Source organism: Sulfuricurvum sp. IAE1 (assembly GCF_004347735.1).
GTDB lineage: Bacteria > Campylobacterota > Campylobacteria > Campylobacterales > Sulfurimonadaceae > Sulfuricurvum.
The window spans coordinates 146,479-159,360 of record NZ_SLTI01000060.1; the positions used below are offsets into that span (position 1 = coordinate 146,479).

The window sequence follows — 12,882 nt, forward strand, 5'->3', positions numbered from 1 at the left end:
TACAAATAAAAAGGGGATCGGTCGACGCGATAACATAAAAAGAATAAATATTAACAGATATTAATCAATATTTAAACTAGCAGTGATTAGAATGAATATAATGTGTTTTCTCTCTTCAGAGAGAACGGAAATAGGCCGATAATACCGGATTGCACAAAAAGAGCTGGGAACAAGACGATGAAAGTAAACGACACGATCCGTTCGATGATCCGATTGGTTGTGATAATGTTGATGAGCGGATGGACGATGCTTCAGGCCGCGATCGTATTGGAAAGCGACAATTTTAACAACAATGTCGAAGGATGGGCCGGCGGGACGCGCGTCAGCGACATGTACAAGATCGAAAACGGCACTTTCGCATCGAAACTGTACAATTTCAACGGGACCGATTATGCCCTGAAAAACGTCATCATCAGCTTCGACGTATCGATCGCGAACGGGTGGGAGACCACCGATGCATTGCGGGTGACCGCCAACGGGGCAACGACGACGTTTACCCAAACCGACGGAGTCTACCACTACACCGTCAATGCGGTCCTTGATACGGGGGGCGATCTGAACCTCCGGATCCACACCGATTCGAGCTACAGCAGCGAAGACGCCTGGATTGACAATATTGTCATAACCTTCATCACCGCCGATGCGGCAAACGATACGTTTACCATGGTCAAAAATACGACCTACAGCGGGAATCTTCTCTCCAACGACGTGGGACCCTCGCTCAGCGTTATTTCCAACACCTCTCCCGCACACGGGAGCGTGAGCGTCGCTTCGAACGGGAGTTTCACCTATACGCCCACGACCGAGTACATGGGAACCGATACCTTTACCTACACGGTCAGGGATGCCAACGGGTATGAGGATACGGCGACGGTCACCGTGACGGTGACCGACGTGATTACCGCCGGATACCGTGATTTCACCCTGCGAAAACAGCTCTACACGAAAGGGGACATGAAGACGATCGGTAATACCGTGCTCGTTCCCCCTACGACGCAGACCTCTTCTATCTGCTCGACGTATACCAACGGTTCGTACATTACCAATGCCACCGATGCCAACAATTATTATTACCTGTGCGGGTACCATGCCGATACGACGACGGGGGGGCTTAGCAATTCGACGACCTCCGAGCTCAAACTCCCCGCAGGTGCGGAAGTGATCTGGGCCGGGTTGTACTGGCAGGCGATTGTCGCCAATGCGGCGTTCAGCACGAACATGACGATCAAGCTTCGCCAGGAAGAGGGGGCCAATACCTACGTCGACGTCACCCCGGACCGTCTGGATTACGGTGTTAATGAAGGCTATACCGGGTTTACGAGCTATTCGGCGTTTGCCGACGTTACCGAACATTTCGGTGCGGGAAAATGGAACGAGGGGAACTATACCGTCGCCAATATCCCGGTGTACGAAGGAAAAATCGATACCCTGGGATCGTACGGGGCATGGACGCTGGTGGTGGTCTATTCGAATCTCTCCGACGAGAACGAAAAATTCCGCAGTTTCAGTGTTTTCGACGGATGGAAGGTGGTCAGTCAGGATGTGCCGAACGTGAACATTGACGTCACCGGCTTCTACACCCCCGACAAAAACGATATCGCTGCCGAAGTGTCGGTTTTCGCGGCCGAAGGGGACAAGCACATCAGCGGGGACGTATTGCGAACGACCAATTACAATACCGGAGGTACCGTTACGCTTGCGACGGTGGCTAACAATACCTTTAATTCCAGTATCACGGGCGGGGATGATCGCGTCCCCGAACTGATCAACAATAACGGTATTGATATCCAGACGTTCGATATCGGTGATAATCTCAAGCCCAAGCAAGCGACCATGCGTTTTACGTTTACGTCGACCCAGGACAAATACTGGCCGTCGATGATCGCGTTTGCGACCGAGCTGTACGTTCCGCAGTTTTGTTACGACTACGGGTACGAACAAAACGGCCTTCCCTTCACCGAAGAGAATAACGGGACGGCAATGCCGTATGTGAGCGGTTACCTTCCCAATACCGAAGACATCAACGTCAGCCTCTATATCCGCAACCAGGAAGCTTCCGACGTGATGGCCAACAACGTGCAGCTGAACATTACCCAGATCGACGATACGCAGGCAGTCTATAAACGCAATTCGGTGGCCGTCACCTATCCGGGCGAGTATTCGCCCACTTACAAAAGCGACGGGGGATGGCCGCTGAGCGTGAGCGACACCTACATCAAAAACATCCCCCTCGGGAATATGGGAGGAGAACAGCATGCGTACGCCTATTACATGCTCACCCCCAAAAACATCGGCGACATACGGATACCGATCGTCGGGACGTTTACCTACGATCTGGCGATTCCGCTTCCCGATGGTACGACGCTCAGCCTTCCGTACTCCTCGACCATCGGTGGTGAACGCCTTCCGATGTGTACCGCGGACAATTTCAGCTACACTCCCGAATGGGGGATTTTCAGCGTCGTCGATGCGGGGCTGTACGATTCTTCCACGTCGACGCGCTATTACGATCTCACTACACAGGTGACGAAACGTCCGGGTAACCTGCGGGTGGCATCGTTCGACCCTGAAGCCCTCGACACGCCTCAGCCGGTGAGTACCATCGTCGCGGTCGAACTGATCGATGCGAGTCAGTTCCACGACGTCGATGCGGCATGCCGCGAACCTTCCAGCTCGATCAGTCCGCGGGTATGGGTCGCGTTTGAAAACAACGTCTCGCAGATCAATTTTAATGCGGGGACGATTCAGGCGGCGATCGCGAATGGGATGGTATCCGATACCATTACAGGAGAACCTTCACCCATCACTCAGGCGGAGGAGTTTTACAAAAAGGCGACGCCCAATGCGGCGTTTCGGGTAACCTACAACACCCTCAACGATGCCGACGGTTCGCTGATTACGATCGTTCCGACGAACAACGGGATACGGATCGACAACTTCTCAGATATTCACAAAATCTACCCCCACTGTCGACAGTTCGTCAAAATGCCCAACAACCAGATGACGGATCAGACTTCGGTCGCCTGTGCCAACAACGGAAACAGCAGTACCTACAAAGACGTTGCGATCTGCATGGAGTGCTTGTACGGCGCACGGACCGAAGTGCTCTGTTCGCGGGACAATTTCGCGATCCGTCCGGAAAGCTACACGGTGACCCTCAAAGACCTCAATCAGACCAATCGAGGCGTGACGCAGGTGTTCGCCCCCGGCTATACCGGGGTGACGAACCCGCAGAGCGGACGGATCAAAGTAGCCAGCGGATACGATTACCGCTACGACATCAATGCCACGAATCATCTGGACAACGCCGCATCGCCGGGGTACACCCGCTATTTCGGAACGGGGGGAAGCGATTACAACATTACCCTCGTATGGGATCCCGCAACACCGAAAACAGGGTGCAACGATACCGCGCACAAACCGCAGAGCTTTAATCTCCTTGACGGAACGGTATCGGCGGAGGGGAATCTTTCTCAGATCGGGGAGTATCGTCTTAACATCATCGATAAAACCTGGACAGCGGTCGATTGGGACAGCGAGAAGCAGACCCATCAGACGGGTCCCCACTTCTTAAACGCCATCGAATGCGCGCAGGATAGTACCTACGTACCGGCCCAGGCGACGACGGTGAGCCTGAGCGGCGGGACATTGAACAACCTGGTGGGGTGTCAGATCAACAGCACCCACGACAACGTAGAAAACGGCCTAAAATACCGAGATTACCAGCTGACGTTCCTCCCTTACAAATTCGATCTGAACGTTTCGTTCGGGGTCGGTACACGTCCGGATAATGTCGCCGCGAGCAATTTTATTTACACGTCCGATATGAGCCGAACCGATTCGATGGACATGTCGGTCCGTGCGACCGGAAAAATCAAAGCATCGGGATACAACAATGTCGTCAACACAAACTTCGTCACCGGGTGTTACGCAAACGATCTGAATCTGTCGATGCGGGCCAACAACAACCTCACGGTAGCGGGAAGTGCCTACCAGGTCCGTTTCCAGGATTTTAACGCGACGGGGGCACTGATTTATGACAGCAACGCCACCGATATCGATACGACCGCACTGGATATGCGGCTGCTGCGGATTGATGATGGCAATTTCACCAAAGATACCCGGGGTTCGCTTTCCACTATAACCCGCCTCAACTACGAGCGCAACGTCACGCGCCCGACCGACCCGAAAGTTGCTGATTTCACGGCGTTGAATGTCCGCTGTTCTACGGTGGCCGAGTGTTTGATGCAGGCAGACTTGAGCTCTTCACACGAAGCAGACGGCACGCGAGCGATGGATTTTAACGTGACCCATGCCTACGGACGTCTCATCCCGCGCGATATCCGCGTTTTCGGCGATGTCGCGTTCAGTCCCTCCGCATGGTACGAAGTGTATAATGCGCCGAGACTGGCGGGAACTCCCCTGGCACCAAGCCGGAACACTCCGCTGTGGTACGTCAATCATTTGCATACCGATACCAATTACGGGGACGGCAACGTAACCCGTTTGCAGAGTGCGGCGGGGTCATCGGGGGCAAACATCGGTCAGGCCGCGGTGAACGGAACCGAAACCTACGCTTTCCCGGCCGTAGGGGCGGCCAATATCCCCTACAGCCGCAAAGCCCATATCGAAACGGCACCGTGGCTTTGGTACGGGGTCAATGCACTTGATTATGCCGATCCCTCGGCGGCCAATCTCGATTGTGCGACCCATCCGTGTTTCAACATCAATGTCGTTCCCGCCGTCGGTCGTTCGGGCAGTGCTTCGGATGGGGCGTTGCGGGGAGATAAAACCAACAAACAGACGACGGGGGGAGGGGTAACGTACGACTATACCCCTTCCACCCGTTGATAAAGGAGTTCCCATGCGCCCTGCGGTAGCCATGATCGAACTCATCTTCGCAATCGTCGTGATCGCCATCAGCGTCCTCTCCATTCCTTCGATGATGGCGGTGGCGAACAACGCGTCGATGGGAATGATGGTCGATGAAGATATTCTCAAACGTTTAAGCGGCGAAATCGTCAAAGTCTCCCAGGCCCGTTGGGATCAAAACTCCCTTCCCCCCGATTTTCGGCCGTTGCAGATTGCGGGAGATTTGCCGTGTAATCGCCCCGATCCGCTCGGGGGAAGCGCCGTATTTCGCGCCAACCCCGATTCAAGTATGGCCTGTGCGGCGGGAGGGCCTGCGATGGCGGCGGCGCCGGCGGCGGGGAACCTGAACCTGAGCCAGGGGATCGAACAGCTGCACGCCAGGGGGTATAACCTGCAGATTCAGCAAACGGGAGGAGCGGCGGTCTATACTGTTCCGGTCTCTTATGCGGTCAGTTACGTCGATGCGACAATGTCGGCGATCGATGCCGCCGGAGCCGCTTCGGCGACCTGGCGGCTCGGCTCGTCCGCCTCAATGAGTCCTGCGGCATCGGGAACGCAGACCCATCTCAAACGGGTTGTCGCCCGGGTTCAGAATGCCGCTAACCCCGACGTCGACATGACCCTGACGTTTTTCAAATCCAACGTAGGTAAATTCGCCGAATGAAATCGCTAGTCCAACGCAAAGCTTTTACGATGATCGAACTCTTGTTCGTGATCGTTATTCTCGGAATTGTCGGAACGCTGGCGCTCGAAGCGTTGCGGCAGTATTACGACGGCATCTACCGTACCGGAGAATATACGAAGCGATCGGCGCAAGCCGACCAGATTCTCGAACAGGTAGCACGCTATTTCGAAAACGGCATCTCCGCATCGATCGTCCGCCTCGACCAGAACGATGCGGCACTGGGAAGCGTCTGTAACGGCGTCCCGATTTCCGGAGACGACGGGAACGATTACACGATCGCGTTTGTAGGAATCGACGATGATGGGCTGCGGGGCTATTGGGACGGAACACGTTTCCGTCCGGGATGGAGCAGCGAAGTAATCAACGCTGGGACGAACCTTTCGGGGCCCGATTCGGATTATACGACGATGCACAACGCCGATTCGCTTTTGAACGCCGCTAATCCCACCGCGATTTTCCGCAGCGACGGTTTGGCGGAGGGGAGTGATTGCGGCCGATTCGGCTGGATCACCGGTGCGGGGACGAATCAGGCGTACCGGACGGTGCTGGCCGTTCCGAATGCGACTAATCTGACGCTTGACGGGGTGCTCAGCATCAGCGGGCAGTCCGGCCGTGCTTACGTCCTCCGAACGGCTTATGCTTTCCGTGCCCGAAACGGAGTCTTCAGCATGTACAGCGGTTTCCAGCCCTGGAATGGAGAACTCTACAGCACCGTTACTCCACGGGTATTGGGCGATAACGTCGCCCATTTCACGATTATGTACGATGCGAGCAATACGAGCGTTAACTCGAATGTGGGAAATGTGTATACTCTTAAAATCTGTATGAACGGGGTCGATGCCAATCTTAACGATTCGACGCTGCCGCAGGACCAGATTTGCCGTGAAAGGATGGTGCATGTACGTTACTAAACGCAAGGGATTCGCTATGATCATGGCTATATTCATCGTCGTGATCATTGCTGCGGGAGGAGCCCTGATGATGCAGAACGCATCGCTGGGGAGCAAGGCGGTATCGAGTGCTTATTTGCGTACCCAGGCCGATTTGCTGGCACAGAGCGCGACCGAATACGCCCTGATGCGCGCGCAGGGGGTAGACACGACCGGCGGGACGTGCCTGAATCGTCTGAATATCACCGTCAACGACGCGAGCGGAAGGGCGATGTTTGATATCACAGCTTCCCTGGCCTATTCTTTCAGGGGAGCCGCCCCGGCGGCATGCGACACGTTAGCGCAAAATACGGGTAAGGAAACGATGGTACTTATCGACGTGCGGGTGGATGATCGAAATATCTCTTCTGAAGATATCCGCGTTCATAAACGCTCCTGGCAAAAACTCTAGTAAGAACGTATTCGGAAAAAGAGAAAAGGGTCTTTCGGCTCTTAGAGGGCGAGCTGGGAAATTTTGGCGACTACGTCTTTTTCCCGTACCGGTTTCATCAGAAAACCGTTCGCGCCGCATTCAAGGGCTTCCCCTTTTTTGGTTTCGTCGGTGGTGAGGACGATGACGGGGAGCTGGCGGAGCGATTCGTCGGCGCGGATCACTTTCAGCATCTCGATTCCCCCCATGACCGGCATGATGATGTCAAGGAGGATGATATCGATATCGAACTGCGATTTGAGAATGCCGATCGCGTCCGCGCCGTTTTTCGCTTCGACCACCTGTGAGACGTTCGGGGTTTTCAGCAGCATGGTCTTGAGCAGCTTGAGGTTGATCATATCATCGTCAACCGCAAGTACTTTCAGTTTTTTATCACCCATTTCGAAGTTCCCCGTTTGTTAAATGAATTTTTCAAATACAAGACGCAGCAGGTCTTTGTTGATGATGTTGCGGATGATCTCGTGGACGTACATGGCATCGTCCGCTTCTTCCGAAGCATTCGGATCGATCAGCATCACAAGCGATATGTCACTGTCGCCGGAACGGATTATATCATACAGATCCTTGAGGTCGAGTCCGGAAAGCGTTTTATCAAACAGGGCGAGTTTGTAGCGGCGGTTGGCAATCTCTGATTTGAGATCGTCGATACTTCCGACCGTTTTGTAGGTATATCCAAGATCGTCGAGAATACGGGTAAAGAGTTTCATCTCCAATGCGTTTTGTTTGGCGATGACGATGTCGGCATCGTAGGCCGAGCGTCTGGGTTCAGGGAGGTCGGGTTCGCCGAGCGTTTCCTCTGGTGCTGTGGCAGGTTCCGAAACGGGGGATTCATCGAATACGTCGGAAAAGACCGCTTCGTCCGCTGTTTCCTCGATGGCGGCCGTTTCCGGAAACTCACCGGTGCCGTTTTCTTCGGCTGGGAGCTCTTCTTCCTGGGTGCTGAGCGTTACTTCGCCGGCCGATTTCGGAACCGATTTGATATCGACGATTTTGTGGGAGAGAAAGTTATTGAGCAGCGAGATGATTTCACTGCGTACCAGCGGTTTGGTCGTGTATTCATCCATTCCCGCGGCCAGGAAACGTTCGCGGTCCCCTTTGAGGGCATTGGCGGTAAGGGCAATGATCGGTATATGGTGCTGGCCGTAATCTTCTTCGAAGTCGAGAATTTCCTGCGTCGCTTCGATACCGTCAAGAACCGGCATCTGGATGTCCATAAAGATGACGTCGAAATCGCCGTTTTTCCGTTTTTCGAACGCTTCGAGCCCGTTGTTGGCGATCGTAATTTCCAAGCCAAGGTCTTCGAGGGTACGGCGGATCAGTTTTTGGTTGATGACGTTGTCTTCGGCTACGAGGGCCGTTGCGGCGAAACGGGAACTTTTCTCGTCGAATTTCTTGCGGCGGGTCGCTTTTTGTTTGCGGTTACTGAACGCTTCGACATCATACGACTCGAGGGTTGAACGGATCTTCGTGCTGTTGAGCGGTTCGTAGAGCACTTTGAAGATATCGATCCCCATCGAATCGATTTTCTTCATGTAATACGATTTGGTCACCAGGACGAGTTGCTCCTGGGAAGAGGAATAGGTGATCAAATCCTCTTCGTTCACGTAATCGTTGTCGACGATCAACAGGTCATAATTCACCTGTCGTTCAAGCATTTTGAGTTCGTCGACTTCGTGGAACGTGGTATAGCTTACGCCGAAGTAGTCAAGATACTCTTTGAGATAGGTATTTTGGAGTTTTTTCTTCGACGTACTTTCGAGAATTACCGCATTGATGCTTGAGAAAGCACCTTTGAGCGGTTCATTGAGGGTTTCGATCTCCTCGAATTCCAGGGTAAAGAAGAATGACGTTCCGTTGCCGGGTTCGCTTTCGAGCTCGAGTCTTGAACCCATCAATTCGACGAAACGGCTTGAAATCGTCAGTCCAAGGCCGGTTCCTCCGTATTTGCGGGTAATGGAAGTATCGGCCTGTGAAAACGCTTCGAATATGCGTGATTTTTGTTCGCTTGTCACCCCGATGCCGTTGTCCTTGACCTGAAAGCGGACACGGGCACGGTTAAGAACGTCGCATTCGACACGGCGGATGTCGACGCTGATGGCGCCGCCGCTGTTGGTAAACTTGACCGCATTGGAAAGGAGGTTGATGATAACCTCTTTGATCTTGGTCGGATCTCCTTTGAGCGGGCGTTCAAGACTCGGATCGACGTAGCATGCGAGGTCGATGTGTTTTTCGGACGCGCGGACGGCGTAGACTTCGACGGCACTTTCGAATTCGTCGATCGGGTTAAAGACGATCTCCTCGATTTCGAGCTTGTTGCTTTCGATTTTCGAGAGGTCGAGGATGTTGTTGATGATTTCGAGAAGGTTTTCGGAACTTTTTTCGATAATGTCGATGAATTCGCGCTGTTCGTCGTGCAGTTCCGTATCTTTGAGCAGTTCGGTGAACCCGACGATACCGTTGAGCGGCGTCCGGATTTCGTGCGACATGTTGGCCAGGAACATCGATTTGGCTTCGGACGCTTCGAGTGCGTACTGTTTGTCGTGAAGCGTCTGCTCGATGATCCGCTCGAGCAAGGCATATGCCTGTGCCGTTCCCGCGGCGGTATCGAGGTTGATCGATTGGCTGAGGGTTTCGGCTTCGGTATCGTTGGTATCCTCGGCGACCCGTTTCAGGACCGATTCGAGGTTCTTGATGTTTTTGGTAATTTCACTGGAGAGGAGCACTCCCAGCACTCCGACCAAGACGGCAAGCAGCCATACCCCGACGGCGACGACAAGCAGCTGTACCGCCTGGTTCTGGACGGTACCGGAGCGTTTGTCCATTGCGTCGATCAAGACTTTCTGCGCGTCGTCGATCGCGCTGATTTTTTCGGAAATCATCGCGAACCAGATGCCCGACTGGGTATCGAACGTCCCCGTCGCGCTCGCCTGAAGAATCGCGGAGCGCTCGGCGGTGATGTCCTGGAAGAGTTCGGTGTTGTCTTCGCTGAACAATGTCGCCTGCAGCTGCGTCTGGATGATTTTGTCTTTCATCCCCTCGATCGTGAGCGAGTCGGCTTTGCTCAGCAGCGTGATCCAGTGGTCGAGTTCCTCTTCGCTCAGCGGGGTGGCACGCGAGAGGAGGTAGGTGATGTAGTCGCGTTCGATACTGCTGTATTCGTTGGCGCGGACCAAGGAAAGGTACGTCGAGGAAAGGGCATTGATCTCTTCGTCGAAATGGAGCCCGGCGAGCTCTGTGAGTTCGTTGATCAGACTCTCCTGCGACTTGCCGTAAATTTCGGTAAAAATACGTTCAAAGCTAGCGTTACCGACATCGACAAGCGGCCGTGACTGTTGGATCTGGGTGTGGAGCTTGGCGACGAGCGCGCTCAGCTGGGATGCTTTTTCCTGCTCGGCGGCATTATTCCGCATCACCGTCGAGAGGTATTTTTGGTAGTCGGCGATTTTGTGATCGACGATGGTGCGTTGCGCGTGGAGCGATTTGAGGGTGGTAGGGGAATGGTTCCCCATGTACATCACCGTCATCCCCCGTTCGCGGGAGAGGTTGTTGATCAGATCGGTCAGTTGTTTGTTCCCCTCGAGTCGGACCTGTAGCTGTTGAGCCGCCTGATAACTGACATAAGCGTTTCCGACGTAATAGCTTGCCAGCGCGAAAAGAATCAGGATCGGGAGGAGACTGATGAGACGGAGTCGGTTTCTAAGTCCTATTTGCATGGAATTCCTCTGTATTCGTTGATCAAGTTTATAGCTGTTCGAGATAGCCGTTAAGGCGTTTGGAAGCCTTGTTGGCTTCCTGGGCGTCGTTGGTTACCGACAATACGGCCAGTTCTTCGGAAATTTCCGAGAGCCTGAGGTTATCGCTGATCCCTTTGAGCTCCCGTGCGGCACTTTGCCACAGGTGGGTGTCGAAAGCGGCGATTGCCGAGGCAATCCGCTCGCCCGAGACCAGGGCATCGCGTTTGTAGTCGTCAATCAGTTCATCCAGGAACGCGCGTTCGATCCCCAGTTGCCCCGCGACTGCGGACTTGTCGTAATGCAGCGTCCGGATCGGTGCGGGCTCGGCCGGCAGGTTCGGTTCGGCGGGTTCGGCGAAAACTGCGTCTTCGGGGATCCCGGCGTCCAGATCCGGTTCGAAGAGTTCTTCTTCCTGGATAATGAGCGGGGAATCTTCGTCGTGCTTGAGTCCGAAACCGTATTCGGGCATCTGTGGTTTGGCCGGAGCGGATGGTTCTTCGAAATCGCTCTCTTTGATGTCGAAGGCGTAGATTTCCTCTTCATCCGTAAACGATGAAACAGGTTCAGAGAGGGGGTCGCCGTAAGAGTTTTCCCCGAGTGTTCCGTAATCGTCGTACGACGTGTCGGATGTACCCGTGTACGACAAATCACCGATATCTTCATCGTAGGAAAATTCCGGAGACTCTTCTGCTTCGGGGAGAGGCTCGGGGGCGGGTTGAAGCGCCTCGTCACCTTGGGGAGAGGATTTGCCTTCGAGTTTGTCGACGATTGCATAGAAATATTTGAGGTTCGCTTCGATTTCTGCGATGTCGTCGGAGGTATTGATCACGCTGAGGCATTCAAAAGCGTCTTCGATCCGAAGATTCGCCGCGACCCCTTTGAGTTTGTGGGAAAGAATTTTGAGGTTGTTCATATCGGCACGCAATGCCGCGTCGAACAGGTCGTTTTTAAAATCGTGCGACTGTTGGATGAAATCGCCGATGAATTCCTGGATCAGATCGACCGGCAGTCCGAGCTCACTGGCCGCGACGTTGGGATCGAAGCGGTAGGAACGGTCTACTTTGAGCATGTCGATGTATTTTTGTTCCGCCGCCGTGAAGCGGGTGTCTCGGGCAGGGCGAGGCGCGGGCTGCTCGATGGGGGTTTCGACCGGTTCGGCAACCGCTTCTCCGCCGTAGCTTTCAAATTCGGGAAGGGTTAGTTTCTCATACGTATCGGAATAAGGCTCGCTGAAGGGTTCGTATTCGCTCTCCTCGTAGGAGGGGACGTCGAGCACTCCGGGTTCGCTCAGCGGGGTGGGGGTAATGTGTCCGTAATCGGGGAGGATCGAAGGGGCCGGTTCGGTATGGAAAGTTTTTTCTTCCGCAACGATCGGAGTTTCGATGATCGGGGCCGGCCCGCTTGGGGCTGCGACAGGCCTTGGCGTGATCGTATGGGGTTTGATTTCTTCTCCGCTCATCGACTGGACATGGAGCATCTCGACCATGTAGCCCGTTTCCGAAGGGGCCTCGCACAAAAAGAGCTTTTGGACGTGAAGGGTGCACGAAAAGGTGCGGCCGTTGCCATGCACGATTGCCGAATTCGACTCCGAATCGGCATGCAGCAAAAAATCGATCCAGCCGAAATTTTTGAAGTTATGGATGTACCCGGGCTCTTTGGCAAAAAGATCCGCGACATCCGGACACACACTCAGAAGTTCTTCGAGCGAGGCGTAGTTGAGCAGTTTCAGGGCATCTTCGTCCAGCCCGATGAATTCTTGTTTGTGGTTGTAAAATAACACGGTGTCCCCTTATCGCTCTTGTTCCAGCATTTTTTCGTACAGAGCGGCCGTCTCTTCGATGTTTTGGCGTGAAGCGGGTTTGCGTGCGGCCATGTACCCTTTGACTTTTCCGTTATCGTCGTAGGTGGGGGTCACTTCGGTATCGACCCAGTAGTAGCGTCCGTCTTTTCGAAGATTTTTGACCAGTCCGTGCCACATTGTCCCCGACTGGATGGTTTTCCACATCTGGGCGAACGCCGCTTTGGGCATATCGGGATGGCGGATGATGTTGTGCGGTTCTCCGACGAGTTCATCGACGCTGTAACCGGAAATTTCGCAGAACTTGCGGTTCGCGTAGGTGATGATCCCCTTGAGATCGGTTTCGCTGACGATCGCGCGTCCTTCGAAAACATATTCTTCGTCGATGGGAACAGGTTTTTCCATCGTTTAAC

Annotated in this window: 8 protein-coding genes; 4 read left to right on the forward strand and 4 right to left on the reverse strand. The window is 54.0% G+C overall.

Annotated features, from left to right (window positions below):
- Positions 1-177 precede the first annotated feature (177 nt).
- The 4 genes from E0765_RS09405 to E0765_RS09420 are packed head-to-tail and all read left to right on the forward strand — an operon-like array spanning position 178 to position 6,898.
- Complete coding sequence (locus E0765_RS09405) at positions 178-4,851, forward strand: Ig-like domain-containing protein (RefSeq protein ID WP_132812970.1); 4,674 nt, start codon at positions 178-180, stop codon at positions 4,849-4,851.
- 13 nt (positions 4,852-4,864) lie between these two features.
- Positions 4,865-5,536: a hypothetical protein gene (locus tag E0765_RS09410; RefSeq protein WP_132812971.1), complete on the forward strand. Its 672-nt coding sequence runs from the start codon at positions 4,865-4,867 to the stop codon at positions 5,534-5,536.
- On the forward strand, positions 5,533-6,468 hold the full coding sequence (locus E0765_RS09415) for a type II secretion system protein (protein WP_132812972.1): 936 nt from the start codon (positions 5,533-5,535) through the stop codon (positions 6,466-6,468). The genes E0765_RS09410 and E0765_RS09415 overlap by 4 nt, the downstream gene beginning before the upstream one ends.
- Positions 6,455-6,898, forward strand: coding sequence for a type II secretion system protein (locus E0765_RS09420; protein ID WP_132812973.1), 444 nt, complete (start codon positions 6,455-6,457; stop codon positions 6,896-6,898). Before E0765_RS09415 ends, E0765_RS09420 begins: the two co-directional genes overlap by 14 nt.
- Positions 6,899-6,939: 41 nt before the next feature.
- On the opposite strand, the gene E0765_RS09425 is transcribed toward E0765_RS09420, so the two are convergent.
- Genes E0765_RS09425 through E0765_RS09440 form a run of 4 tightly spaced genes read right to left on the reverse strand, consistent with a single transcriptional unit; the run spans position 6,940 to position 12,874 of the window.
- Positions 6,940-7,317, reverse strand: a complete 378-nt coding sequence (locus E0765_RS09425) for a PleD family two-component system response regulator (protein ID WP_132812974.1) — start codon at positions 7,315-7,317, stop codon at positions 6,940-6,942.
- Between the two features lie 18 nt (positions 7,318-7,335).
- Positions 7,336-10,650 (reverse strand): ATP-binding protein, encoded by a 3,315-nt coding sequence (locus E0765_RS09430; protein WP_132812975.1) that lies wholly within the window; start codon positions 10,648-10,650, stop codon positions 7,336-7,338.
- Between the two features lie 28 nt (positions 10,651-10,678).
- Entirely contained in the window at positions 10,679-12,451 is a 1,773-nt protein-coding gene (locus E0765_RS09435; RefSeq protein ID WP_132812976.1) for an Hpt domain-containing protein, read from the reverse strand.
- A gap of 9 nt (positions 12,452-12,460) precedes the next feature.
- On the reverse strand, positions 12,461-12,874 hold the full coding sequence (locus tag E0765_RS09440; protein ID WP_132812977.1) for a PAS domain-containing protein: 414 nt from the start codon (positions 12,872-12,874) through the stop codon (positions 12,461-12,463).
- Between the last annotated feature and the right edge of the window lie 8 nt (positions 12,875-12,882).

Coding starts and splice junctions, on each gene's coding strand:
- E0765_RS09405 (WP_132812970.1), top strand. CDS start 178: ATGAAAGTAAACGACACGATCCGTTCGATGATCCGATTGGTTGTGATA.
- E0765_RS09410 (WP_132812971.1), top strand. CDS start 4,865: ATGCGCCCTGCGGTAGCCATGATCGAACTCATCTTCGCAATCGTCGTG.
- E0765_RS09415 (WP_132812972.1), top strand. CDS start 5,533: ATGAAATCGCTAGTCCAACGCAAAGCTTTTACGATGATCGAACTCTTG.
- E0765_RS09420 (WP_132812973.1), top strand. CDS start 6,455: ATGTACGTTACTAAACGCAAGGGATTCGCTATGATCATGGCTATATTC.
- E0765_RS09425 (WP_132812974.1), bottom strand. CDS start 7,317: ATGGGTGATAAAAAACTGAAAGTACTTGCGGTTGACGATGATATGATC.
- E0765_RS09430 (WP_132812975.1), bottom strand. CDS start 10,650: ATGCAAATAGGACTTAGAAACCGACTCCGTCTCATCAGTCTCCTCCCG.
- E0765_RS09440 (WP_132812977.1), bottom strand. CDS start 12,874: ATGGAAAAACCTGTTCCCATCGACGAAGAATATGTTTTCGAAGGACGC.